The organism is Hymenobacter profundi, assembly GCF_019334315.1.
Lineage (GTDB): Bacteria > Bacteroidota > Bacteroidia > Cytophagales > Hymenobacteraceae > Hymenobacter > Hymenobacter profundi.
Map to the genome: position 1 here is coordinate 1 of NZ_JAHWGL010000077.1, position 25607 is coordinate 25607.

Below are 25607 nucleotides of genomic sequence, written 5' to 3' on the forward strand. Positions count from 1 at the left end.
TATCGTGAGAAGATCCTTCGCTCCGCTCAGGATGACAGTAGGGTGGTTACACTTAGATCAGCATCCGCAGGGGATCTTCCAGCAGGCTCTTCACCGTTTGCAGGAAGGCTGCGCCGGCTGCGCCGTCTACCACGCGGTGGTCACAGCTCAGCGTCACTTTCATCACGTTGCCGATAACCAGCTCGCCATCCTTCACCACGGCGGTTTGCTTGATGCCGCCCACAGCCAGGATGCAAGCATCCGGCGGGTTGATGATGGCCGTAAACTCGTCGATACCGAACATACCCAGGTTGGAGATGGTGAAGGTGCTACCCTCCCACTCGGCGGGTTGCAGCTTCTTGCTCTTGGCTTTGCCGGCCAGTTCCTTCACCTCAGTAGCAATCTGCGACATGCCTTTGCCGTCGGCGTTGCGCACTACGGGCACCAGCAGGCCTTCGTCCACGGCCACGGCCACTCCGATGTTCACTACCTTATTCTGGCGGATTTTGTCACCTAACCACGAGGAGTTGATAACCGGGTGTTGCTTGAGCGCCACGGCGCAAGCCTTAATCACCATGTCGTTGAAGGACAGCTTCACCGGCGACAGCTCGTTGAGCTTCACGCGGGTTTCCATCGCCTTGTCCATCAGGATTTCCATCGTCAAATAGAAATGCGGAGCCGTGAACAGGCTCTCCGACAGGCGACGGGCAATCACCTTACGCATCTGCGACACGGGCGTGTCGGTGTAGGTGCCTTCGGCAGCAGCGGGGGCTGGTGCGGGAGCCGGTGCAGCTTTGGGAGCCTCGGCAGCGGCTGGAGTAGCCTGGGGTGCAGCAGCAGGTTGGGCAGCCGGAGCAGCAGCGGGTTGCGCGGAGGCACTGGGCTGGAAGTTTTCTACATCGCGCTGGATGATGCGGCCGTTGTCGCCGCTACCCTTCACTTGGCTCAGGTCGATGCCTTTGTCTTTGGCAATGTTCTTAGCCAGCGGCGAGGCAAAGATGCGGCCACCGTTGGCGTTGGCCGTTTGCGCTACCTCGGGGGTAGGCGCCGCGTTAGCACCGGCCGGACCTTCGGATTTTACATCCGAAGCGGGCTGGACCGATTCAGCTTCTCCACCCGATTTGCCACTGATAAGAGCTTCTACATCAGCGCCTTCCTCACCGATAACGGCCAGCACACCATCCACCGGAATGGCTTCGCCTTCCTTCGGACCGATGTACAGCAAGGTGCCATCTTCGTAGTTGTCCAGTTCCATGGTGGCCTTGTCGGTTTCCACTTCGGCCAGCACATCACCCGATTTCACCTTGTCGCCTACCTTCTTCAGCCAGGCGGCAATGGTGCCCTCGGTCATGGTGTCGCTCATCTTCGGCATCCGAATTACGGTTGCCTTTTTGCCGTTGCCGGCGGGGGCCGCCGGAGCAGCGGGCTTGGCGGCTTCGGGAGCCGGCGCTGGTTTAGGTTCTTCTTTCGGAGCTTCGGCAGCAGGAGCCGGGGCAGCCTCAGCAGCCGGAGCGCTTCCGCCGGATTCGCCGTTCAGCAGACCCGAAATATCTTCGCCTTCTTTGCCGATAATGGCCAGCACGCCGTCAACGGGCACGCTTTCGCCTTCTTTCGGACCTATATAGAGGAGGGTACCGTCGTCGTAGTTTTCCAGCTCCATCGTGGCCTTATCGGTTTCGACTTCGGCCAGGACGTCGCCGGACTTCACTGTATCGCCTACCTTCTTGAGCCACGCGGCAATGACGCCTTCCGTCATGGTGTCGCTCATTTTAGGCATTTTGATGATTTCAGCCATCTGCTTTTTGTGCTTGGGTTGGAACGCCAAATTTAGCCCGAATTTCCGGGCAGGCAAGTAATAGATTGTGTTGCGAGGCGCAATCTAAGGATTACGCCTACACTGTAGAACGTCATTCCTCGACCAGCTCGGAATGACGTTCTACGGTTATTGCTTACGCTAAGTGCGCAATGTCCATGAAATTGCGGGCCGTGAACATAGAGCCGGTATAATCCAGCAGATACAGGCACAGGTTGTGGTGCTCAAAGGCATCCATACAACTGAGAGGGTAGCCCAGCAGTTGGCAGAGCAGTACGCGCATGGCGCGGCCGTGCATGCACACCAGCACGGTTTCTTCCTCGGGGCGCGACAGAATCAGGTCGATAACTGGGCGCTGGCGGGCGGCTACATCGTCGGGGCTTTCGCCGCCTATCATCGGGATGCTGGTATTGCCCAAGCGCCACTGCTGCAATACGTGGTGGTATTCTTCGTCTTCCTCGGCCGTGATGCGGGTGCCTTCGCGCGCGCCCCAGCTGATTTCGTTGAGGCCTGCATACTGCTCGTGGGGTAGGCCCAGATCCAGAAACGCCTGCACCGACTGGTGAGTGCGCTGCAGCACAGAGGTGTATACTTTCGCAAAAGGCACGTGGCCGTAGGCCGCGAAAAACTGCGCCGCCTGCCGCCGCCCTACCTCGTTCAGGCTGGAGTCGACGCCGCTGCCTTGCACAATGCCGCGCACGTTCAAATCGGTCTGGCCGTGCCGGATCAGGTAGATTTTTTTGACGCTCACTTTCCCGCTAGCTTTGCTGAATTCTCCCGAAAGTAAGGATTTTGAGGCCGAAATCCACGTTGCGCTGTTATCAATCTATGACGAATTCTCCCGTTGATCTAGCTGAGCTGAACGCTTTATGTCGCAATACGCTTGGCGAACATCTTGGTATTGAGCTGACTGAGGTAGGCGACCGGTATTTGGTGGGCCGTATGCCCGTAGACCACCGCACGCACCAGCCCATGGGCCTGCTGCACGGTGGGGCCTCCGTAGCCCTAGCCGAAACACTGGGCAGCATTGGTGCCGTGTTGCAGGTAGATCGGACCCAAAAAGCCTGCGTGGGTTTGGAAATCAACGCCAACCACATCAAGGGTGTGCGCGACGGCTACGTAGTAGGCCGCGCCACCGCCGTGCACGTGGGCCGCACTACGCAGGTTTGGGAAATTCGCATCACCCACGAAGAAACCGGCGCACTGGTGTGCATTAGTCGCATTACGACGGCGGTGATTGATTTACCTAAGAAGTGAGATGATAGTTGTCTGTCATGCTGAGCCTGTCGAAGCATCTCTACCGTAAGTAATTCTCAGCCGTTAGAAATTACTTACGGTAGAGATGCTTCGACAAGCTCAGCATGACGTTCTATTATTTCTTTAACACCCCACTCGTAACAAACCATGCAGCAACTTGCCTGGAACCCGGAGCTGCCGACGGCGATGCGGCTGCGGCAGTTGGTGGCCCTGGCCCTTACGTCAGGTAGGCCGGTGGCGCTGTGGCGCCTGCCCGGTGCTGCCCATGCCCGGTTGTGCCTTACCCTGAAGGCCGATACTGCCCTCACGGGCCTACCACCGGTGCTGGAGCCAACTGCACCCGCTGGTTTTGCCTTCTTTCCGTTCTGGGATTCCGACCACAACCCGCCGCTGTTCCTACCCGCCGACTTGTTTTTCGATCTGGCTACCCCTGATAAAATTCAGGTGAGTGCGGCGGCGGCGGTTCGGTTGCCGGAGTTGCGGCAGCGTTTTGCGGCTCTACCCCCCACGGCCCCGTTGCCGTGGCATATGAGCCCGCAGCCTATCCCAAAAGCCTCTTCGCAGGCTGATTATGAGTTGTTTGTAGCTGCTGGTGTGGCGGCCATTGAGCAGGGTAAGGTACAAAAAGTGGTATCGAGCCGGGCGGTGCGGCGGCCACTACCGGTGGGGTTTGATGCGCTAGCAGCGTTTCAGGACTTGCAGCAGCGCTATCCTAATGCCTTCGTGTCGTTGGTGAGTGCGCCGGGGGTAGGCACCTGGCTGGGCGCTACGCCCGAGGTGCTGGCCGAAATCACCGAAGACTCTGTGTTTCGGACGATGGCCCTGGCTGGCACCCAGCTGGCCCAACCGGGGGTAGCGCCCGCGGCCTCGTTGTGGACGGCGAAGGAGATGGAAGAACACGCCATGGTAGCTCGCTACATCGTCAACTGCTTCAAGCAGTTGCGCCTGCGTGAGTACGATGAGCGCGGCCCTCGCGTGGCCGCAGCTGGCAATTTGCTGCATCTACGCACCGATTTTGCCGTGCAGCTCAACCAAGTACCCTTCCCTAACCTGGGCACCGACATGCTGCGCCTGCTCCACCCTACCCCCGCCGTGGCCGGTATGCCCAAGCAGCCGGCCCTGGAGTTCCTGCGCCGCCACGAAGGCTACGACCGCGCCTACTACGCCGGTTTCCTTGGCCCGGTGAACCTGCCTGAAACCGGCTCCTCACGCTTGTTCGTGAACCTACGCTGCTTGCAGCTGCGCCCCAACGAAGCCTTTCTCTATGCCGGCACCGGCCTCACCGCCGACTCCGACCCTACCCGCGAGTGGCAGGAAACGGAGTTAAAACTCCAGACGATTGGGGCGGTTTTGGAGTAGGACAATGCATCTTTCCCTCTTTCATCCTGAGCTTGCGAAGGACCTTATGCCCGCAGAACGAGTCGTTGTTACATCAATCGTTCTGCGGGCATAAGATCCTTCGCAAGTTCAGGATGACAATGGGTTTTGTATCAACTCAATTACGTACTCGCTATTCATGTCCCTCCAAGCTATCCACAACATCCCCGAAATTTGCGCGCAATTGGGCATTACCGACGCGGTGTTGTCGCCCGGCTCGCGGTGCGCGCCACTGACCATTGCTTTTGCCCGCCACCCCGGCGTGCAGGTGCGCACGGTGCCCGATGAGCGGGCCGCCGCGTTTATCGGCTTAGGCTTGGCGCAGGCGCAGCGGCGGGCGGTGGCGCTGGTGTGCACGTCCGGCACGGCGGGGCTGAACTACGCGCCAGCTGTGGCGGAGGCGTATTTTCAACAGATTCCACTGGTGGTGTTCACCGCCGACCGTCCCCCGGAGTGGATCGACCAGCTCGATGGCCAGACTATCCGGCAGACGGATTTGTACGGTGCCCACGCCAAGGGCTCGTTCACCCTACCCGTCGATACCTCACACCCCGATGCAGAGTGGCACGCGGCGCGGATTGTGAATGAGGCCATCAACCTGGCACAACGAGCACCCGCCGGACCAGTACAGGTAAATGTGCCGCTGCGGGAGCCTTTTTACCCAAAAGCAGGCGAGGAATTGACGTTTGGGCCGGTAAAGGTGATTCGGGAGGAAATTAGTGCGCCGGTGTTATTGCCAAGCCAGGCGGCCGCTCTACGCGACACCATCCGCAACGCCGCGCGTGTGTTGGTGGTAGCCGGTCAGCACCCGTGGGAGCTTGCATTGCAACAAGCACTACACCATTTTTCCATAGCGTTTGATGTGCCTGTTGTAGGCGACACCATTGCCAACCTACCCTCGGCAATAGGTCAGCAAGATGTATTTCTGGCTGCACAGAATCAGACGCTGAAAGAGTCTCTACGGCCTACCCTACTGCTTACCTTCGGGCAGTCGTTGATTTCTAAGGCGCTGAAATTGTATCTGCGCAATGCGCCAATTGCGCAGCACTGGCACATACAAGCCGCAGGCGAAGTGGCTGATGCCTATCGCGCGCTCACTCAGGTAATCCGCGTAGAGCCAGCCGACTTCTTTGCTGCTTTGACTGCAATTGGTAGCACAGATAGTATAGGAGTCTCTGAAGCCGTTGATTCAAGTTCGATTCTTGACACAACGGCTATGCGTCCGCCCTTTCCGGCCGATGCTACTCGTGTGGCGAGTCCTACCTCGCCAGCCGCTTTTGCTACTGCTGAAACCGAGGTACCCTCAGCTTCTTACACAGCGGCTTGGCAACGTGCCAATGCTCAGGCAACGGACTTTTTGGACACGTTCTTCCAGCAACCCAACCAGCCGTTCAACGAATTCATGGCTATTCACAAGGCCCTACACTCCCTACCCGAATATTCCGCACTACACCTCGCCAATAGTATGGCCGTGCGTTATGCCAACATCATCGGCTTACCCCAGGGTAGGGCGGTGGAGGTGTTTGCCAACCGGGGCACTAGTGGTATTGATGGGTGCACCAGCACGGCGGTAGGCGCAGCGCTGGCCCAACCAGAGCGGCCGATAGTGCTGCTCACCGGCGACGTGGCGTTTTTCTACGACCGCAACGCCTTTTGGCACAACTACCCTACCCCCAACCTGCGCGTGGTGCTGTTGAACAATCACGCCGGCGGCATTTTCCGGCTCATTGATGGGCCACGCCAGCAGCCCGAGTTGGAGGAGTTCTTCGAGACGCGCCAGCCGTTGCGGGCCGAGAATACGGCGCGGGATTTTGGGCTGCGCTACTTCGCGGTTTCATCTTTCGCAGAACTCGAATCGGCTTTACCCGTTTTCTTTGCAGCGGAAGGCGGCGCGGCCCTGCTGGAAATCACCACCGACAGTCAGACCAACGCCGCCTTTTTTGAACACTACCGCAACACTGTGAAAGCGGCTTTTGCGTAGTCTATTTTTTACTAAAAGAACGTCATGCTTCGACAAGCAGACGCCAGATGAGGCATGACGTTCCTGCTTTACTTTAACTGACCAACACCCACTTGTATGGCTGAACAACTCGACTGGAAACCCATTAAAGAATTTCAGGAAATACTTTTCTCTGAATGTGAGGGCATCGCCAAAATCTCCATCAACCGCCCACAGGTGCACAACGCCTTCACGCCACTCACGGTGCAGGAGATGATTGAAGCCATGGATATCTGCCGCAACCGCACCGATTTGGGCGTAATTATCCTGACTGGTGAGGGCGGCAAGGCCTTCTGTTCGGGCGGCGACCAAAGCGTACGGGGCCACGGCGGCTACGTGGGCGACGATACCGTGCCTCGCCTGAACGTGCTGGACCTGCAAAAGCAGATTCGCTCCATTCCCAAGCCAGTTATTGCCATGGTGGCCGGTTGGGCCATTGGCGGTGGGCACGTGTTGCACGTAGTCTGCGACCTAACCATTGCTGCTGACAACGCCCGCTTCGGGCAGACCGGCCCCAAGGTAGGCTCCTTCGACGGCGGCTTCGGAGCTTCCTACCTCGCTCGTATCGTGGGGCAGAAGAAGGCGCGCGAAATCTGGTTTCTCTGCGACCAGTACGATGCCCAGGAAGCCCTCGACATGAGTCTTGTGAACAAGGTAGTGCCGTTGGATAAGCTGGAAGAAACAACGGTACAGTGGTGCCGCAAGATTCTGCAAAAGAGCCCACTGGCGTTGCGTATGCTCAAGTCGTCGTTCAACGCTGAGCTAGATGGTCAGGCTGGTATTCAGGAACTGGCTGGTAATGCTACGTTGCTTTACTACCTCTCCGAGGAAGCCAAAGAAGGCAAGAACGCCTTCCTGGAAAAACGTCAGCCTGACTTCTCGAAATACCCCAAGTTCCCATAGACAGCACTCCGGACTGCGGTTTACTTGTCAGTTCAAGCGCCTGATACGCCTACTAAAAAGCAGGCGTATCAGGCGCTTTTTCATGAAAAAGTAACCTTGTCTTCATGTATCCTTCAGCGTCCCCTGCGTCAGTTTGCAGGAGTTGTGTTAGCCGTTCGTTGTAAAGGCAGGGAGTATAAGCTGCAAGATCAGGGGTTTATAGTATTAACTGACAGCTTTTAAACCACATTTATGCAAGCAGATTTTTAGCCTGCTCATACAAAAACAGCATGGCGCACTTCTGTTTCTGTCGTGCATGGCCAACGAGGCCGCACGACTGCACGCTAATGAGGAGCAATGCAGGTAAAAAAGATTCTTTTTGTTGTTGTCTGTAGTATAAGTACCCCAGTATTCGCCCAGATTAGTCCGCCGGGCTTGGGTCAGGCACATACTGCCGAGTGGCTGGCAGTAGGCATTCGGCAAGACCTCGATTCACTCAAGAAATGGCAGTCTATGTCCTACATTGGGGTGGGGCGCAAGAGCAAGCCTACGGATTACAATCCGCTGGATAAATCGTCTATCCTAGTTTTAAATCAGGAGTTTTACTACCGCTTGCACAAGCACTGGCAAAGCTCCTTTGCCGTGAGCTACCGTCGCCAAGACGAGTACGCCGACCGCTACCCATACGAGCATGAGGATCCGGCTTTTGAGCAGGAGTTCAGAGCATACGGCCGCTTTTCGTACGTGCTGGAAAATGCCCGCTTCAAGTTTGTACCCACGTTCCGGCAGGAGTTTCGGAAATTTTATACTCCTACTTTCACCAGGGAAGCCGAGTCTTTTCAACTCCGCTCCCGCGTGCGGTTGCAACTGACCCTCAATCTGGACGCGGCTAAAGTACATCGCCTCATTATCAGCTCCGAGCAGCTATTTTCGGCCAGTAAGCTGTCTGCTTCCAGCCAGTGGATGCGCCTCGCCTACCATGAAAGCCGCTTTGTGGGGTACTATTCGCTGGCGCCTAAGTCGTTGCCTTTCATTTTTGATGTGGGCTATATGGCCAATCGACTAGGCACTACCTCGCCCTCCTACGTGCACTATATTGCGCTGGACGTTATCTGGAAGAATCCCTTCGGCCATCGAACCACGCAACGCACCCATGTGGGCAATTTAGAGTAGTGTCATTTGCCCTGTTCAGAATTCGGGCAGGGCAAGTACAAAATACCGGATGGTTTTGCCACGGGGTAGTAGGGGTTCGTATGAGAAACAGATTCCTTTTCTTTTCTCTTCGACCATGAAAAACGAAAATCCTTACCCCCGTTTCTTCCTGATGCTGGCTGTGTCGTTTGTAGTCATGTATGTGGTGATGTACCTGAATACCTACGCGTTAGACCACGTGTATTTCAGCCTCACGCGCTTCTACATGACCATTCTGATGGTGACGCCGATGGCGCTTATCATGCTAGGGTTCATGCGCCACATGTATCAAAACAAGCAACGCAACCTGCTAATTGTGGCAGGTAGCGTGGTGGTATTTGTAGCGGCCCTCACGATGGTGCGCTCCCAGACCTTCGTGGATGATTCGCGCTGGATGAAGGCTATGATTCCGCACCACTCCATTGCTATCCTGACCAGCGAGCGGGCCAACATACACGACCCCGAAGTACGCAAGCTGGCCGACAATATTATTGAGACCCAAAAGCGGGAGATTGGGGAGATGCAGCAGATGTTGCAACGGCTGAAACAGGAAAAAGCGCAGTAGGTGATTGGCAGTAGTGGCACATTACGCCTTGGTGCTACGTAGCAGCTTATAGCCAGCCTACCCTATTCTTGTCGTACTATTGCTATGCTTGCTATCCGTCGCATCCGCCGTATGCATATCCTACAGTACCTGGTGCTGGGCGGGTTGATGCTGACGTTGGTATTGCTGACGGACCATCGGTTGCAAACGACCAATACCAAGCAAAATACTGCCCTGGTTGTGGTGTTGCTGCTGGTGCTGCTCGTACTGGTGATGGGCTGTATCTACCTGGTATTCCGGCGTATGCGCCCCAACCTACGCCGTCCCGAAGCCGAGAACCTGCGCATTTACCAAAGTGTGGTGCTGCTGCGCAACAGCTTTCTGGCGCTGGTGAGCCTGCCGCCCCTGCTACTCTATCACCTTACCAGCGAGTGGGTGAACCTACTGTTTTTCGGGGTATTGCTGGTGGCGCTGTGCGTGCTGACGTTGCCGACCGAGCGCAAATTTCGCCGTTGGCTGCTAACGTGATACGGGACTTGCGATAGGCCACGAAAAGCAATTTTCTGCCTTTTGGTCGGGAGCTTCGTATGCGGTACTGGTTGTAATAAGTTAACCACCCGTTATTCGCGCCCTACCCTCTTTATGTCTGCCCCCTCGCTTCTCCCCGACTCGCTTGTACTTAACGGTCGCACATTTCACTACGCCGATATTCAGCAATACCCTGCCAACTCGCCTACCGAGCTGAACGGCTACGAGGCTCGCGTGCTGGACTTTTGCCGGCAGTGGCTGAACGGCACGCTGGAGTTTGAACTGCAAACTTCTGGCTCTACGGGGCAGCCCCAAACGGTGCGCATGACGCGGTACCAGCTGGCCGCCAGCGCCACCCGCACCGGCGACTACTTCGACCTTGGCCCCGATACGCCCCTGCTGGCCTGCCTGAACTGTGAGTTTGTGGGCGGCTTGATGATGCTGGTGCGCGGCTTTGAGCGCAACATGCCCATCACCATCGTAGAGCCCCAGGCCGACCCGCTGGCTCTGCTGCCCGCTGCTGCCACCATAGCCTTTGCCTCGTTTGTGCCCTTGCAGCTGCGTGCCCTTCTGGATGCCGGCCGGGCCGAGCAGCTCAACCAAATGAAAGTGATTTTGGTGGGCGGCGCCCCTACCGACGCAAGTCTCACGCGGCAGATTGAGCAGCTCACAGTGCCCGTCTACCTCACCTACGGCATGACGGAAACGGCCTCGCACATTGCCCTGCGTCGCCTCAACGGCCCCGAGGCCTCACCCCACTACCGTGTGCTGCCGGGCATCCATATAGAGCAGGACGAGCGGGGTTGCCTGGCCATCCGGGCCGATGTCACCAACGACCAGCTCATCATCACCAACGACCAGGTGCGCCTGCTCGATCAGCATACCTTCGAATGGCTGGGCCGGGCCGATTTCGTGATTAACAGTGGCGGCGTGAAGGTGCAGGCCGAAAAGGTAGAGCTGGTGCTGGAAGTGGCTTTAGCCGAGTTGAATGTGACGCGTCGTGCTTTCGTAGCCGGCCTACACGATGAGCGCCTAGGCGAGCAAGTGACGGCCGTGCTGGAAGGGGCGTCCCTACCCTCGGCGCAGCAAGAGCAACTCCTTCACCTACTAGCCCAGCGACTTGGTAAATACGAGCGCCCGCGCCAGCTGCTGTTTCTGGCACAATTTAAAACCACCGCGTCGGGCAAGCTCGACCGGCGCAGCACGTTACGCGAGGCCCTGAAGCAAGGCTAACCCTTTTGCTAGCAGCGCATCAGAAGCACTCCGAAACGTTGTGCTAATAATTCTGCAACCCAATACTTTCATAATTGCAGCCAATAGCCTTGCGTGTACTCCTGCTGCTTGTCCGCCGATGCAGGCAGCCGCCATCCTACTAAAACACCACAAATTTTGGTGTCTGAATCCGCATAAAACAAGATACTCCTACCATAGTACATGGTTACGACAGCGACTGGGTTGTATTTCACGTAAGAGCTATTTTACGTTTTCCCCTCCTCATGTCGTTGTATAATATCATACTGGTGCTGCTGGGCATTTCTATTATGGGAGTGGCCTGGTTGCCACCGGTGATGGCTAAATACCCACTTTCCTACCCCATCGTTTTTATTGGGCTGGGACTGGCGGCTTATTCGCTACCCCTGGGCCTACCCGACCCTATTCCGCTACACAACAATACGTTAGCCACCCACCTGTTTGAGCTGTGCGTGATTGTGGCGCTTACCGGCACCGGCCTCAAAATTGACCGCTCCTTCTCTCTACGCAAGTGGCGTATGCCGCTGCTGCTGGTACTGGTGCTGATGCTGCTGACCATTGCCAGCTTTGCCCTAACGGCCTGGTGGCTACTAGCCATTGCGCCGGCCCCAGCCGTGTTACTAGCCGCTACCCTCGCCCCCACCGACCCCGTGCTGGCCGGCGACGTGCAGGTAGGCGACCCCGGCGAAGGCCAGGAAGACACCGTGCGCTTTGCCCTCACGGCCGAGGCCGGCATGAACGACGGCCTCGCTTTTCCCTTCGTGTATCTGGCGCTGGCGCTTATTCCGGCTGCTACTTCCCTGCAAGACCGTTTGTTTGAGTGGGCTTGGTACGATGTGCTCTACCGCGTTGGCATGGGCGTGGCCCTGGGTTGGCTGATTGGACAAACGATGGGCAAGCTGATTTTTCGGTTGCCCAAGCATATCGAGATAAAAGGCTCGGCGTACGGGTTTATCGTACTGGCCGTTACGTTCACCACGTATGGCCTCACGGAACTGACGCACGGCTACGGCTTCCTCGCCGTATTTGTAGCAGCCATTACGCTGCGCGGCAACGAGAAAGCCCATGAGTATCATCAGCAAATGCACGCTTTCACCGACCAGCTAGAGCGCCTATTTATTGTGGTGATTCTCGTGTTGTTTGGCGGTGCGTTAGCCAACGGGCTGCTCGTTACCCTTACCTGGACGCAAGCTGCGCTGGGCTTGCTGCTACTGTTCGTGATTCGTCCGCTGGGTGGTATGCTCACGCTGTATGGCTCGCGGGCTACACTGCCGGAGCGAGCCGCTATTTCCTTCTTCGGCATCCGGGGTATCGGCTCCTTTTTCTATCTGGCTTTTGCTCTGGAAAAAGGCGAGTTTGTTAATTCTGAGCAGCTTTGGGTGATAACGGGCTTCACCGTCCTCACCTCTATCGTCATGCACGGCATACTAGCTACCCCCGTCATGACCTGGCTCGACCGTCGCGCTGGACGTGGGTAGGGAGTGTGGGTTTGTGAAGTTGTGAGATTGTGCATAAAAGTGCGTCTGTCATCCTGAGTGCAGCGAAGGACCTTATCACGCACGCACGACAAGCGTAACAACGACTCGTCCTCACGTGCTAAGGTCCTTCGCTGCACTCAGGATGACAGACACACTTTTATGCACAATCTCACAACTTCACAATCTCACCACTTCACAAACTCAAGAAAAGCTATAACCCTTTCTGAGACAGTAGCCGCTCCCGGCCGCGCACGATCTGGTATAAGTCGCCTAAGAAAAGCTTGACCCGGCCGATCAGGATTATGCCGCTTAGCTCGCGCTCTTCGCGCTGGTTCAGGAAAAGCATCTGTCGGTAGCCGGCGCCGGCGCCTACCCCTATCCACCGAAACACGCGCATGTGCCCTACCACGGAGGGCTCTACCATCCAGATATGATCGATGGGGGACTGCTGCCGGTCGCCGTCGGGTAGGCGGAAGCTAGAGAAGACCGTTCCGAAGCCGAACTGCGTGGGAGTACTCAGCTCCCAGCGTGGCGTGCCAATGAGCACGTACTCGCCGTAGACCGTTACGTAGCGAAAGCGCAACTCGCTATCGGTGCCGGGTGGCAGCCGGGGCGGTGGAGCCAGGCGCGCGGGTACGCCACCGCTTAGGAAATAGCCGCCCAAGCCCGCCCGCAACCGTCCACGCCACTCCAAGCCTACCTTCATTCCGTAGATGCCCACCAGCTTGCCGTTGAGGGGCGAAAAGCGCTGATCGAGTTGCACTACCACCTTGCGGTGTCGCTCCCTCCGGCTGCTATCGCGCGGGGCTATGCCAAGACCGATTTGAGCGGCAGCAGGCACAGTAACCAGCGCTACTGGTAGGAGCAAAAGCAAACGAGTAAAGTAGTTCACGCCCTCGAAATACGCGGCACAGCGGTGCGAGTTAAGATTTCGGCCTACGGTTCACCTGCTTTTTTCGCTGCCTCACCTTTCTTCCTTACTGTTTCACCCACATTTGCATCACTGGCAGAGACCTTTACAGCGACATTTACGGCTGTATACTTACTCCTTGCTGCTATGTCTGACGCTGCCCTACCTGCTCTATTATTTCGCTTGGCTAATGTTGCGGCACTAGTTGGCTGGGGGCTGCTGCTGGTAGCGCCCCGCTGGCGCGTTACGCGCCATGTGGTAGGCAACGGGGCGCTGCCGCTGGTGCTGGCCGCCGCCTACGCGGCGTGCATCGGGTATCACTACCTGAGCGCCCACGGCGGCGAGGGCGGTTTCGGCTCCCTGGCCGAGGTAGCCGCGTTGTTCCAGGACCCGTGGGCACTGCTGGCCGGTTGGGTGCACTACCTCTGCTTCGATTTGGCCGTGGGCGCCTGGGCACTGCGCGACGCCCAGGGGCGCAGCCTACCCCACCTGCTCCTGGTACCCGCGCTGGTGCTCACCTTTCTGCTGGGTCCGGTAGGGCTGCTGCTATACGCAGGTCTGCGCCGGTTCTACCCTATCCCTGCCTTAGCTACCTAAAGTTTTTCCACCGCAAACGCTGCTTCCTATGAAAACGACCCTGGTTCCTGCCCCCGCTTTTCGGCTTTCGGCCCGTGGCCTACCCGCTCGCTGGCACCGCCCGGCCTGGCTGCGCCTGCTGCACGACTCCTACCCCCTACTCACTTGGGTAGGGTGGCTGCATGTGGCGGTAGTGGTTGGCGCCGTGGCGCTCGGGTCCCTGGACCATCGCACCGTTACGGGGCTGAACGTGTGGATCAAGCCGCTTAAATTCGGCGCTTCGGGGGTGCTCTACCTCTGGACGCTCGGCTGGCTCCTGGCCGATTTTCCAACGGCAGTTCAGTCCAAAGCCCGACGCATCAGCCGTTTGGCGGGCATCACCATGGCCGGCGAAATTGTCTTGGTTTGCTTGCAGGCGGCGCGGGGCACCACCTCTCACTTCAACGTGAGCAGCGCCTTCAACGGAGCTGTTTTTGGCACTATGGGCGTGCTGATAATGGTGAATACCGCGGCCATTGTGTGGGCGTTGTGGCTCACGTTCCAGCACCGACCTATTGGGTCGGTGGCGTGGGTGTGGGGCATCCGGCTGGGGCTGGGCTTGTTTCTGATAGGCAGCATGATAGGCGGCGCCATGAGCGGCCGCATGGCGCACACGGTAGGCGCTGCCGATGGTGGCGCGGGCCTGCCCCTACTGGGCTGGAGCACCCGCGCCGGCGACCTGCGGGCCGCGCATTTTCTGGGGCTGCACGCCCTGCAAGCCCTACCCTTTGCTGGCTGGCTGCTGGCGCGTATGGCCCCGCGCCTGCGGGCTGGCGTGCAAACTGGCGCTATGGCCCTGGTGGCGCTGGGCTACGCGGGCGCTGTGGGCTGGCTGTACTGGCACGCGCTGAGCGGTTTGCCCCTGCTGGCTCGCCCGTAATGACGTTCTTTGGCTCGACGATCTACCCTAGCGCTTGTCGGGGCTGATCGTCGGGCCACATGTATGAAAGACTACCGCCTACGCCTACTGGGGATTCCGCTACTCGCGCTGTTGATCACGCTGCTGAGCGACGACCCACACCGGTTCAGCTCGTGGATGCATTTTCTGGTGAATTGGAGCATTTCGCTACTCTTCACAACGGTGCTGTGGCTGGGCAACCGGCTGCTGTGGGAATTGCTGTTGCAGCGCTTTCCTGGCGTAGAGCACACGGCCCGCCGCCTGTGGTGGCTGGCGGTGGCCTGTGTGCTGTATACCAGTGTAGCCTCGGTGGTGCTGCTGGTCTTTTTACATTTGGTGTTACCCGCCTTTTTCCCCCTCGAAGCACGCACGCTGTTGGTCCAAGTGGCCTTCAACTTGATTCCGACTACCGTAGTGCAACTTATCTACGAAAGCCGCCATTTCTTTGAGCAATGGCTTTGGAATGTGCGCCAGGCCGAGCAGTTGCAAAGTGCCGGGGTGCAAAGTCAGCTAGAGGCGCTACGCAATCAGCTGGACCCACATTTTCTATTCAATTCCTTGAACACGCTGTCGGCGCTGATTGAGCCAGACAACGAGCCGGCCCAGCAGTTTGTGGAGCAGCTGGCCGATGTGTACCGCTACGTGTTGCTGAGCCGCGACCAGGCCACCGTGCCCTTGCACGAGGAGCTGGCTTTTGTGGAAACCTACGTGGCCCTGCACAAAGCCCGCTTCCGCGACAATCTACGCGTGGTCTATCATGTGCCGGATGCCGTGCAGGCGCGGCACGTGGCACCGCTTAGCGTGCAACTGCTGGTAGAAAACGCTCTTAAGCACAACGTAGCGTCACAAGAGCAACCACTGCTGCTCACCATTGCCTATGACTCTAGCACCAACTACCTGACGGTACAAAACCCCGTACGCCCGCGCACAGCTGGCCTGCGCCCCCACACGCAGGTAGGGCTGGCCAACGTGCGGCGGCGCTACGAGTTGCTGCAAGCTCCTCAACCAGTGCAAGTGGAAACCGATAATGGTCTGTTTACCGTGCGGCTACCTGTCTTGTCCATCACCCCCACCACGCACCTACTTCCTACTCGCTGACGCCTTCTGAGGCTATTAGCTCTGCGTCTAGCAATGTATTGGCTATCAGCAAGGTGCCATGGCTGATTTCCTCCAGGCTAGTACCGGCAGCAGTGGCCGGCGGGTGACACACAACCAGGGAGGTATGTCGGCGGCGCAGCCATGCGGCGTAACGCGTTAGTATAGGCAGCATGTCCAACGGCAGGAAGGAAATTCCGCTGCAATCAAGCCAGACCTGTTCTTTGCCGCTGCGGCTGGCTTGCCGCAGCGCGCTACGCAACAGCCCCGCATCGGTTGCTGCCGGTGCAGACTCCACCAAAATGACCAGATAGCTATTTGGAAGAATTTCCCGGTATACCTGCATGAGACTAGGGCTGGAATGTGAGGCTAGTGAAGCGAAGCGATTATTGCCGTAGATAACATCGCGCAGATAGAATTATTGTTCTGCTTACCCAAGCTAATTGCTCGCCTACACTTACTGATACAGCTGCCAAAGTAACGATTTTGCTGAATAAAAGGTTATATAAACTATTGATTTACAGATTATTACTATTACAAGCTGTTTGCACTATGTAATGATTCAGCAATGGAAAAGCAATGCATTCGCTAGTCAATCAAGCCATGGTTGAGGGCATACTTAATCAGAGAGGCAGTGTTTTTTGCCTGGGTTTTTTCCATCATGTTTTGCCGATGCGTTTCGATAGTACGCTTGCTGTTGTACAGCTTATCGGCTATTTCACTGGTTGTAAGTCCTTCGGAAATCAGCTTCAGCACTTCCAGCTCGCGACGCGACAGAATAGACTCCTTTTTTACCGGTTCGCTGGTGATGGTAGGCGCGGTACTGCCGCTGGAGTTTTGCAACTTGTACAGCATCTGAAAACCCAGTTCGGAGCACAGAAAGTGACGTCCGGCAGCTACTGTGCGGATACCAAACGTAATTTCCTCTCTACCAGCATTTTTCAGAATATAGCCAGAAGCGCCGGCCTGCAACATACGGGTGATGTAGGCTTCATGGTCCAGCATAGACAAAACCAGTATGTGCGTTTGCGGGTAGAGCGCACGCACGCGGCGCGTTGCTTCTTCTCCACCCATAATGGGCATATTAATATCCATGAGCACCACGTCGACCGGCGCCTCTTGTAGCTTCTCCAGCAACTCCTGGCCATTACCAGCCTGATCAATTATTTCAATATCGGGTTCCTGCTGTAGCAGGTAGCTAATACCATCCCGAATAATGGCATGGTCATCAACGAGTATTGTGCGAATCATCCTGAAGTGTGAAAGGAAAGGGCGGAAAACAGTATATACTACCTACGTATTGTACGCAATTTGAGCTAATTGCTGCACCTGATTTTCACTTGCTAGTTTTTCTCTTTCTATCTATTCAGTAGAATGCATACCATGACTGTTCTACTACTCGAAGACGAATACCCGGCTGCTGAGCGCCTGCAACGGCTGCTACTACAGGCGGCACCCGGGGCGCAGGTGCTGGCTGTATTCGATAGCGTAGCCGGCGCCCTGGCCTGGCTTGCTACCCACCCTGCCCCCGACCTGATTTTGTCGGACATTCAGCTGGCCGATGGGCTGAGCTTCGAGCTGTTTGAGCAGACCGTGGTGCGAAGCCCGGTCATTTTCACTACGGCCTACGACCAATACGCCATTCGGGCCTTTCGGGCTAACAGCATCGACTACCTACTAAAGCCTGTGAAGCTGAAGGAGTTGCAAGCCGCCCTCACCAAGCTACACCACTGGCCTACCCCGCCTACCCTCCCCGACCCGGCACAGCGACTAGAGCGCCTGCTGGAAACGCTGGCTGCGCCCCAGCAGACCTATAAAACCCGGTTTTTGGTTCGCAGTGGCGAGCAGTTGCTCCCGTTGCCCACGGCGCAGGTAGGGTGGTTCCAGAGCCGCCACGAAACCACTACCCTCGTCACACAGGAAGGCCAACGCTTCGTAGTTGAGTATACCTTGGAGCAGCTGGAGCAGCTCTTGAATCCCCAGGATTTTTTCCGCCTCAACCGGCAGTTCATCGCCCACCTGCCGGCCGTGCAGCGCCTCCACGTCTATTTCAACGGCAAGCTCAAACTTGACCTGCACCCTACCCCCAGTGAAGAAGTACTTGTAAGCCGGGAAAAAGCCTCAGCCCTTAAGCAATGGCTGGAGCGGTAAGTAGTGAGGTGGTGAGGTGGTGAGGTGGTGAGGTGGTGAAGTAGAGAAAACGTCTGTCATCCTGAGCGTAGCGAAGGACCTTATCACACTAGAACGACCATCGTAACAACGACTCGTTCTAGTGTGATAAGGTCCTTCGCTACGCTCAGGATGACAGACGTATTCACTACTCACAACTTCACAAAATCACAACTTCACAAACTCACAAACTCACCATCTCACCGCTCCAACCAGGCGCGGAAGGCACTTACCCGCTCGCGGCTCACGAGCACGTCGCCCTCGGGGCTGGCGGGGGCGAGGGTGGTTTTCAGGCGGGAATTAGTGTAGTGGATGATATCCTGAATGGCTGTGTGGTGCACGAGGTAGGCGCGGTTGAGGCGGAAGAACTCACTCGGGTTTAGGAGCTGCTCTAGTTGCTCCAGCGTTTGGTCTACCACCACCCGCCGGCCTTCGCGGGTTTGCAGGAAAGTAGCCTTCTCGAAGCTGAAGAAATAAGCTACCTGCGCTACCGGAATCACCTTTAGGTGCTCACCTACCTTCACCACAAACTGCTGCTTATACTGCGGCTGGGGTTGTAGTTGCTGCATTAGCTGCGTGAGCAACGTAGCGTCGAAGGCAGGTACTGCGGCCGGCTGGCGGGCCTGTAGGCGGGCAACGGCGGCGGCTAGCTCGTCGGCATCGATGGGCTTAAGCAGGTAGTCGATGCTGTTGTGCTTGAAGGCGCGCAGGGCGTACTGGTCGTAGGCCGTGGTGAAGATGATCGGGCAGCGCACCTCCACGCGCTCAAACAGCTCAAAGCTCAGCCCATCGGCCAATTGGATATCCAAAAACAGCACGTCGGGCGCAGGCTGCGTGGCGCGCAGCAGCTCGGCGGCTTCCTCCACCGATTCGGCCGTACCGACTACCGCTAGGGGCACTGGCTGCTTGCGGAGCAGGTCGGCGAGGCGGCGGGCGGCCAGGGGTTCATCTTCCACCAAAATGGCGCGGAGAGGGGTAAGCATAGGGTAGGGGCGGCGGGCAGCCGCCCGTTGGTGAACGAGAAATCAGGACAAGATGAAGATTGCGAACAGGAAAACAACCACGCGCCCTAGTCACGGGCGGCTACCAGCCGCCCCTACCCCAGCATTAGCAGCGGCAGCACCACGATGAACTCGGTGGCTGTGCGTTCGATCCGTACCGGCTGGTCGGTGAGGAAACCGTAGCGCGCCTGCAAATTCCGCAGCCCCAGCCCCGTCGATTCGGACGCGACGCGGGGGCGCAGCGTGTTGGCAACGCGCAGCTCGCGGGCAGTAGTGTCTATTGCTACTGTGATATGCAGCGGGTTGCGCTGGCTGGTGGCGTTGTGTTTAAGGGCGTTTTCGAGCAGTAGTTGCACGGCCAGCGGTGGTACCAGCAGCGTATCGGCGTTGGCGCCCGGCTGTTGTATCTCCACCTGAATGCCCTCGCCCAATCGGGTGCGCTGCAGGTGCAGGTAGGACTCCACAAAGGCTAGCTCTTCGCCAAGCGACACCACTTCCCGCTCCTGGCTATCGAGCACGTAGCGGTACACCTTGGCTAGCTGCCGGATGAAGCGCGTAGCACGGGCGGGGTCGTTTTCTTCCACCAGCACCGTCAGGGCGTTCAGCGAGTTGAACAGAAAGTGCGGGTCTACCTGCCGGCGCAGCGAATCGAGGCGGGCCACGGCGCTTTCCTTTTCCAGTCGCTCGGTTTGGATGGCAGCATCACGCCAGCCCAACAAAAAGGAGCGGCTGTGCAAAAACAGGGAAATAATGGCTACGAATAACAGCGGCAGAAAAAAGATTCGTTGCCAGGGCAAGTCACGCAGAATCTGATGGTAATAAAATAGTTGAAAGGCCGCGCTTACCAGAAAAATCACCAAAAACGATGCAACTAACGCATAACTAATTGACCATGCAAAACGCATCAGCGGCTGCCGAGTCCAAGAGGCATGCTGGTCAATCCAGGCGGGCGGATAACCGTTTACCAGCCATAGCCCAACCGCGTAGCAGAAGCTGTAACCGAAAGAAGCTAGAAAATCGGCACTTAAGATTGGGCAGTCCTGACAGCTGTCGAAGCTAATGCCCAGCGCCAGCAGGCTCATGGCGCCCAGCATAATTGGCCACGCTACTTTGCTGCGCTGATAACTGGTTTGCGAAGATTGTTTCATTACCATTAGCGGTGCGGTCATAATGACCACTGAGCGAGTAAGAAAGATACGTAGCAGCGGTTCAGCACTTTGTGCTGCCTCTGTGTTATTGTGCGTAAGGCTAGTTGATAGCCGCTCCGGAACTCTTCAAAAAATCCAGCACTTGGTTTTTACCCCAGTTGGGTGCCAGGACCGAAGCTGGCTGGAAGGCGTCAAACTTAACCTTGGCCTGCTCAAAAAGTGATTTAGCTGCCGCTGCTCCGCCACCATAAGCCGTAGGCGTATGGTACACATTGTTGGCGAGGATGAGGTAGGGGCGCGGATTAGCTGGATTCAGTGCCCGCGCCCGATTTGCTGCCTCTGTGGCTCGCCCAGCGTACTCCTGCCCGCGGCCCATAAAGTCGACGCGGATGCGGCTCTGGTCAATGCGTGCCTGCAACGTCAGTAGTTCCGATTCGTCGCCGCCCAGCTTGCGGGCCTGTGCCAGTGCTGCTTCAGCTTGGTCGAGCACCTGGTCAGTTTCTTTGAGCGGGCCGGTATTAGCGCATGTTGTGAGCGCGTAGGCCTGGTAGTAGCGGGGTAGCCAATCGGTGGGGGCTACGGTGGCGACGCGCTCCAACTTGGCGGCGCTGGCCTTCAGGGCAGCAGGGTCGCCGGTTTGCATCAGCTCCTGAATAGTAGCCGCCATCATGCTTTGATAGCCGGCAGGGGCCGCTTGGGCAGTGGCCGTAGCGGTTTTGGTTTGGGCCGATGCCGAGAGGGAGGCGGCAGCCAGGGCGAGCAGAAAAAGCACCTTTTTCATAGTAGTAAGTGATTGTGTAGATGTATGTTCCAAAAGTCAGCAACCCCGACGATCCATGGAATTTCTTGTACCTAAAGTGTTAGATAAGCCGGATGAAGTGTTGAAATCCTCCGATGATATTGCGGGAATCTGGTGTGGTTCAGCTTCCTGGGAATAATGCTCACGGCCAAGTAACCCTACCCTGCTGGTCGCGTTTGCTGAAGAGGCACAACCGCCCTCTGGCTGCCTTATCCACTCTTCTCACTTCCTTTTCCATGAAAAAACTAACCAACAAAACCGCCCTTATCACCGGCTCCGATTCGGGTATTGGTCAGGCCACGGCCATCTTATTTGCCCAGGAAGGCGCCAACGTCGTCGTGGTGTATCACACCGATGCCGATGGAGCCGAGCACACGCGCCAGCAGGTAACGCAAGCTGGTCAGCGGGCCTTGGTGGTACAAACCGACGTGAGCGATGCCCAGCAAGCCGAGCAGCTTTTCAAGCAGGCCCTATTGGAGTTTGGCACTGTGGATATTCTGGTAAACAACGCCGGTGTGAGCGGGGCGCACAAGCCCGTGGTGGAGATGCAGCCCGAAGAATTCGAAAAAACGATTCGTACTGATTTATTCGGGCCGTTTTACCTGGCGCGGCTGTTTGCCCAGCATCGCAAGCAGCACGGCGGCAAGGGCAAGATTGTCAACGTCACGTCCATTCACGAGGAGGTAGTGTCGCCCGGCACGGCCGACTACTGCGCGGCTAAGGGCGGCCTGCGCAACCTCACGCGCACGCTGGCCCTAGAGCTAGCCGAGGATGGCGTTAACGTCAACAACCTCGCCCCGGCATGATCCTGACGCCTATGAACCAAAAAGCCCTCGACGACCCGCAAAAACGCGAAGAAGGCGAGCAGCGCATCCCCATGAAGCGGGCAGGCCAGCCCGAGGAAATCGCCAAGCTGGCCTTGTTTCTATCCTCCGCTGATTCGGATTATGTGACGGGTTCCACTTATGTGATGGATGGCGGTTTCATGCGCATGGTAGCGCAAGGCGCGTAGTTGGTAGTACCCTTTAATGTGTCGTCCTGCGCAAGCGCAGGATGACAGGCTTTTTAACTTCCTACCCTGCGCACTCGCTCGGCTGTGACGAGTGAGCACTACGCCCAAGCAGCTCCGCTGCGCACGTCTGCACGCCGTTGAGCCGACTTCATGCAAGCGGTGCGGCCGGATTCGGGGCGTAGCCCCTCAAGCGTAGGCCTCACTCGGCATAGCCGAGCGAGTGCGGTAGGATGACCATCGTACCAACGACTCGTTCTATGGTGATAAGGTCCTTCGCAAGCGCAGGATGACAGATTTCTTACCCACACCTCTCTACCCACACACCCTCCTACCCTAATCTTCCGGTGGCGTGTGCAGAATCCGCTGGATTAGAGGAATAAGAGGCAAAAAAATCTGCACCCGAGTGAGTGGCTTTCTATGATCTTAACCAGTGAAGCAACGGCGCAAACATTAATGCCAGTACCAGCAGTAGGCCGGTAGCCGCGACGATACGAATCGCGACGATTTGGCCTGCATTTACATAACTGTTCTCGTAATCTTTCAGCAGTACTTGCTGCACTCTAACTTTTCTCCGATGCCGCAGATACAAGTACAAAAAGCCTATTGGGGCAAATAGGAACCAACTAAAAACTCCCTTAAACAAGGCATTTATAATATATTCTAGCATTGCGGCTATTGCATAAACTAACAGGTTTTACGATTGCTAATGCTAGTTCCCCTTCTTTTTCGAAAAGGGGGTTAAGAGCGGAGCCGTTAAGTTCTGATACCTATTCTTGGCCGATTGGTCTGGCTCTCTCCTTTTCGAAGATAGGGCCGTGGGGGTGAAGCGTAACGTCGAATAAACCAAGACCTAACGGCTCTGGGGTTGGAGTTGAGACGCGCTAGAACCTACCCATTATCCAACGACTTTTACCCCCTACCCCACACTCGCTTGATGCGCGACATTTAAAGCTAGTTTCTGGTTTTTCTAAAACCGGGCGTAGCGCCGCTTGCGCCACCATGCCCGGCCCAGGCCAAACAGGCCAAGCAGCACTAGCGGGGCCACCAAATTCAGTAGTTGCCAGCGTTGGCGCTGCTCGGCTACCTTCACCTTATCCAAGGGGCGGAGGGTGATTTGCTTGCCACGCACGGCGATGAGGCCGGTTTCGTCGAGGAGGTAGTCCACGGCATTCAGCACCAGCTCGCGGTTGGCAAATTCGGTGTTGGCGAGGCGGTCGTAGCCGAGGCGGAAGGGATTACCAGTTTTCGGGTCCACGTCGTTGCGCACGAAGTCGCCGTCGGGGATGACGAGTAGCTTGGCGGGCTTGGCCAAGGGCGACTTTTCGGGCTGAAACTGCGTGGTGCCGGGTTGGGCTCGGTTGGCATAGAGCGAGCGGAACTGCCCTTCCAGCAGGTAGCCTACCGGCTCGAAGCGTTGCTTATACTGCTTGGGGTCGGGGGGTAGGCGGGCGTCGTTGAGGTTAACGGGCACGGGAGCAGGCAGCACGCGGGTGTAGCGCGAGGTGAACATGAGCGGCGTTTTGCGGATGCCTACGGCCTTCACCGTATCAATGCTGCTCACAAACTTGGTGTACACCGCATCGAGGTTGCGGGTAATGGGGTGCTGGCTGAAGTTGTTGATGAGGGGGTAGAACTGCCAGGGCAGCGGCTCCACCTGCGGCTTATCGCCCAGGGTGCCGGTCACCAGCGGAATCACGCCGGAGTTGAGGTCCAGCATGAGGTCGGGGTTGATGCGCACGCCGTATTTGAACAGCATGTCTTCCAGATTCAGCTGCAACGGAAACGAGAGCATGCCGCCGCGGTTGGCGCTGTCGAGGTTCACGCGCATGGCATCTACGAAGAACAACGTATTGCCGCCCTGGGTGATGAACTGGTCGAGCTTGAACTTCTCCTCCTCGGTATACGCCGTGGCGGGCTTGGCCACAATGATGGCGTCGAGCGGGCGCAGATCGCGCACCTTCGTCAGGTTCACCCGAAACACATCGTAGTTCTGGCGTAAGGAGCCGATCAGGTCGCCGGCTTCGGCGTTGTCTAGTTCGCCGTGGCCTTCCACAATGCCGATGCGCTTGCGCTGGCTGGGCTCCAGGCGCCGGATGGTGCTGGCCAACTCATACTCTAGGCCCTCAATACTTTGGTTGAGGCGCACGTCGGCGGGGGCAGCCTGGTTGCCGCGTAGTAGCAACACCGGCAGCTCCTGGCTACCTACCGACACCGTGGCCCACGGAAAGATGATTTTCTCGACCCGCTTGCCGTTCTCGTTGGCGCCCAGGTTAGTAGGGCGCAGGCCTTTCTTAAGTAGGGTTTCGTAATACTGATTGCGCGCCTGCTCAGTGCCGGCCGCCGAAGGGTCCACGAACACGTAGTGCAGATTGCTACCTCCATAGATCTGCATTTCGTTTAGCGTCTCACGGGTGGCTTGCTGCAAGCGCCGGAACGCGGGCGGAAAGTCGCCATCCAGGTACACGGTGATGGTGACGGGCTGCTTCAGATTCTCCAACAATTCCTTGGTGGCCGGCGACATGGAGTAGCGCTTCTCCTCCGTCAAATCGACACGGAAGAAGAACTGCTGGGCCAGGAAATTGAGCAGCAGCAACGCGCCAATCACCACGAAAAACGTGGTCAGGTCGCGACGCTTATTGCTAGCTGTTGGCCGTTGGCTGTTGGCTATTAGCTCTTGTTCTGTACTCACAAAGACACTCAAAAAATATTCTAATCAATCCTAGAAAGCTATTAGGTAAACAAAGCTCACCAATTCCTACTCCGCAACGTCAGCCGCGTAGCCCACAGTAGCGCCACAATCATGCTCAGGAAATACAGCAGGTCGCGGGAGTCGATAAGACCTTTGCTTAGGTCGCGGTAGTGGGCCGCAATGCCGAGTTGGCTGATGTAGTAAGCCGTGCTACCCTCGAACACCGAGGCCAGCGAGTCGAAACCTGTGTATACCAGGAAGCACCCCACCACGGCCACCAGGAAGGCAATAATCTGGTCGCGGGTGATGGCCGAGGCGAAGATACCAATGGCCGCAAATACCGCCGCCAGCAGCCCCAGCCCCAGGTAGGAGCCCACAGTGGCCGCCGAATCGATGTTGCCCTCGGGGTTGCCCAGCTGGTACACCGAGTAGTAGTAGAGCAGGGTAGGAACCAACGCCAGCAACGCTAGTAGCAAGCACGCCAAGTACTTACCGCCAATAATCTGCCCATCCGTCAGCGGGCGCGTGAGCAGCAGCTCGATAGTACCCGCCTTCTTTTCCTCCGCAAACGTGCGCATGGTGATGGCTGGAATCAGAAATAGGAAAATCCAGGGCGCAATGTTGAACAGCGTTTGCAGGTCGGCGTAGCCGTAATCAAGCACCGAGCTATCAGGAAACACCCACACAAACAGTCCCGTAGCCACCAGAAATACGCCGATAACGACGTAGGCGACCGGCGAGCTGAGGAAGGCGTTAAATTCTTTGCGGAGAATGGAATACATAAAAAAGGATTGTCGTAACTCTTCTGTCATCCTGAGCCTGCGAAGGACCTCTCACGTTTAAACGATCTGGCGTCAGGTATTTACTATCTATCATACCGTTCTTCCGTGGTAAAGTCCTTCGCAGGCTCAGGATGGCAGAAAAGTAAACATATTACTTCGTCAGATTCTTAAACACCTGTTCCAGCGACTG

General features: G+C 57.1%; 23 protein-coding genes and 1 pseudogene. 14 read left to right on the top strand and 10 right to left on the bottom strand.

Features of this window, described 5'->3' with window-relative positions:
- Positions 1 to 52: 52 nt before the first annotated feature.
- Complete coding sequence (locus KYK14_RS15995) at positions 53 to 1774, bottom strand: pyruvate dehydrogenase complex dihydrolipoamide acetyltransferase (RefSeq protein ID WP_219160257.1); 1722 nt, start codon at positions 1772 to 1774, stop codon at positions 53 to 55.
- A 154-nt stretch (positions 1775 to 1928) separates the two neighbouring features.
- Positions 1929 to 2543, bottom strand: coding sequence for a histidine phosphatase family protein (locus KYK14_RS16000; protein WP_208305993.1), 615 nt, complete (start codon positions 2541 to 2543; stop codon positions 1929 to 1931).
- Between the two features lie 77 nt (positions 2544 to 2620).
- On the opposite strand from KYK14_RS16000, the gene KYK14_RS16005 reads away from it, so the two are divergent.
- The 9 genes from KYK14_RS16005 to KYK14_RS16045 all read left to right on the top strand — a co-directional run bounded on the left by KYK14_RS16005 (position 2621) and on the right by KYK14_RS16045 (position 12299).
- The gene (locus KYK14_RS16005; protein ID WP_219160223.1) at positions 2621 to 3049 is read left to right on the top strand and encodes a hotdog fold thioesterase; all 429 of its coding nucleotides are present in this window, start codon (positions 2621 to 2623) and stop codon (positions 3047 to 3049) included.
- Positions 3050 to 3196: 147 nt separating this feature from the next.
- Complete coding sequence (locus KYK14_RS16010; protein WP_219160225.1) at positions 3197 to 4408, top strand: chorismate-binding protein; 1212 nt, start codon at positions 3197 to 3199, stop codon at positions 4406 to 4408.
- Between the two features lie 157 nt (positions 4409 to 4565).
- Entirely contained in the window at positions 4566 to 6407 is a 1842-nt protein-coding gene (gene menD / locus KYK14_RS16015; protein WP_219160227.1) for a 2-succinyl-5-enolpyruvyl-6-hydroxy-3-cyclohexene-1-carboxylic-acid synthase, read from the top strand.
- Between the two features lie 96 nt (positions 6408 to 6503).
- On the top strand, positions 6504 to 7328 hold the full coding sequence (gene menB, locus KYK14_RS16020) for a 1,4-dihydroxy-2-naphthoyl-CoA synthase (protein ID WP_219160229.1): 825 nt from the start codon (positions 6504 to 6506) through the stop codon (positions 7326 to 7328).
- A gap of 414 nt (positions 7329 to 7742) precedes the next feature.
- Positions 7743 to 8480 (top strand): DUF2490 domain-containing protein, encoded by a 738-nt coding sequence (locus KYK14_RS16025; RefSeq protein ID WP_246601886.1) that lies wholly within the window; start codon positions 7743 to 7745, stop codon positions 8478 to 8480.
- A gap of 115 nt (positions 8481 to 8595) precedes the next feature.
- The gene (locus KYK14_RS16030; protein WP_208305988.1) at positions 8596 to 9063 is read left to right on the top strand and encodes a DUF305 domain-containing protein; all 468 of its coding nucleotides are present in this window, start codon (positions 8596 to 8598) and stop codon (positions 9061 to 9063) included.
- A gap of 84 nt (positions 9064 to 9147) precedes the next feature.
- Positions 9148 to 9570 (top strand): hypothetical protein, encoded by a 423-nt coding sequence (locus tag KYK14_RS16035; protein WP_219160233.1) that lies wholly within the window; start codon positions 9148 to 9150, stop codon positions 9568 to 9570.
- Positions 9571 to 9684: 114 nt separating this feature from the next.
- Positions 9685 to 10803: an AMP-binding protein gene (locus tag KYK14_RS16040; protein ID WP_219160235.1), complete on the top strand. Its 1119-nt coding sequence runs from the start codon at positions 9685 to 9687 to the stop codon at positions 10801 to 10803.
- Between the two features lie 263 nt (positions 10804 to 11066).
- A complete protein-coding gene (locus tag KYK14_RS16045) occupies positions 11067 to 12299 on the top strand; it encodes a cation:proton antiporter (RefSeq protein WP_219160237.1) in 1233 nt (410 codons plus the stop codon).
- Between the two features lie 211 nt (positions 12300 to 12510).
- Here KYK14_RS16045 and KYK14_RS16050 read toward each other — a convergent pair whose 3' ends face one another.
- Positions 12511 to 13173: a hypothetical protein gene (locus KYK14_RS16050; protein WP_219160239.1), complete on the bottom strand. Its 663-nt coding sequence runs from the start codon at positions 13171 to 13173 to the stop codon at positions 12511 to 12513.
- A 183-nt stretch (positions 13174 to 13356) separates the two neighbouring features.
- Between KYK14_RS16050 and KYK14_RS16055 the strand changes: the two genes are divergently transcribed.
- From KYK14_RS16055 to KYK14_RS16065, 3 genes are all read left to right on the top strand, one after another.
- Entirely contained in the window at positions 13357 to 13806 is a 450-nt protein-coding gene (locus KYK14_RS16055) for an ABA4-like family protein (protein ID WP_219160241.1), read from the top strand.
- Positions 13807 to 13834: 28 nt separating this feature from the next.
- On the top strand, positions 13835 to 14704 hold the full coding sequence (locus tag KYK14_RS16060) for a hypothetical protein (protein WP_219160243.1): 870 nt from the start codon (positions 13835 to 13837) through the stop codon (positions 14702 to 14704).
- Between the two features lie 63 nt (positions 14705 to 14767).
- Positions 14768 to 15820: a sensor histidine kinase gene (locus KYK14_RS16065; protein WP_219160245.1), complete on the top strand. Its 1053-nt coding sequence runs from the start codon at positions 14768 to 14770 to the stop codon at positions 15818 to 15820.
- Here the strand turns inward: KYK14_RS16065 and KYK14_RS16070 are convergent.
- Complete coding sequence (locus KYK14_RS16070; RefSeq protein ID WP_208305980.1) at positions 15810 to 16163, bottom strand: hypothetical protein; 354 nt, start codon at positions 16161 to 16163, stop codon at positions 15810 to 15812. The two genes, KYK14_RS16065 and KYK14_RS16070, sit on opposite strands and share 11 nt — an antisense overlap.
- A 242-nt stretch (positions 16164 to 16405) precedes the next feature.
- Positions 16406 to 17068, bottom strand: a complete 663-nt coding sequence (locus tag KYK14_RS16075; RefSeq protein ID WP_219160247.1) for a response regulator transcription factor — start codon at positions 17066 to 17068, stop codon at positions 16406 to 16408.
- Positions 17069 to 17200: 132 nt separating this feature from the next.
- On the opposite strand from KYK14_RS16075, the gene KYK14_RS16080 reads away from it, so the two are divergent.
- A complete protein-coding gene (locus KYK14_RS16080) occupies positions 17201 to 17968 on the top strand; it encodes a LytR/AlgR family response regulator transcription factor (RefSeq protein WP_208305979.1) in 768 nt (255 codons plus the stop codon).
- Between the two features lie 218 nt (positions 17969 to 18186).
- Here KYK14_RS16080 and KYK14_RS16085 read toward each other — a convergent pair whose 3' ends face one another.
- The 3 genes from KYK14_RS16085 to KYK14_RS16095 all read right to left on the bottom strand — a co-directional run bounded on the left by KYK14_RS16085 (position 18187) and on the right by KYK14_RS16095 (position 20916).
- Positions 18187 to 18969, bottom strand: coding sequence for a LytR/AlgR family response regulator transcription factor (locus KYK14_RS16085; protein WP_219160249.1), 783 nt, complete (start codon positions 18967 to 18969; stop codon positions 18187 to 18189).
- A gap of 113 nt (positions 18970 to 19082) precedes the next feature.
- Positions 19083 to 20135 carry a sensor histidine kinase gene (locus KYK14_RS16090; protein ID WP_219160251.1) on the bottom strand — a complete coding sequence of 351 codons (1053 nt, stop codon included), beginning with the start codon at positions 20133 to 20135 and terminating at the stop codon, positions 19083 to 19085.
- A gap of 100 nt (positions 20136 to 20235) precedes the next feature.
- The gene (locus tag KYK14_RS16095) at positions 20236 to 20916 is read right to left on the bottom strand and encodes a hypothetical protein (RefSeq protein ID WP_219160253.1); all 681 of its coding nucleotides are present in this window, start codon (positions 20914 to 20916) and stop codon (positions 20236 to 20238) included.
- Between the two features lie 254 nt (positions 20917 to 21170).
- On the opposite strand from KYK14_RS16095, the pseudogene KYK14_RS16100 reads away from it, so the two are divergent.
- A pseudogene (locus KYK14_RS16100) lies at positions 21171 to 21946 on the top strand (SDR family NAD(P)-dependent oxidoreductase).
- 967 nt (positions 21947 to 22913) lie between these two features.
- Here KYK14_RS16100 and gldG read toward each other — a convergent pair.
- Together gldG and gldF are read right to left on the bottom strand one after the other, a co-directional pair.
- Positions 22914 to 24635 carry a gliding motility-associated ABC transporter substrate-binding protein GldG gene (gldG, locus tag KYK14_RS16105; RefSeq protein ID WP_343217124.1) on the bottom strand — a complete coding sequence of 574 codons (1722 nt, stop codon included), beginning with the start codon at positions 24633 to 24635 and terminating at the stop codon, positions 22914 to 22916.
- 56 nt (positions 24636 to 24691) lie between these two features.
- Positions 24692 to 25417 (bottom strand): gliding motility-associated ABC transporter permease subunit GldF, encoded by a 726-nt coding sequence (gldF, locus tag KYK14_RS16110; RefSeq protein WP_219160255.1) that lies wholly within the window; start codon positions 25415 to 25417, stop codon positions 24692 to 24694.
- Positions 25418 to 25607 lie beyond the last annotated feature (190 nt).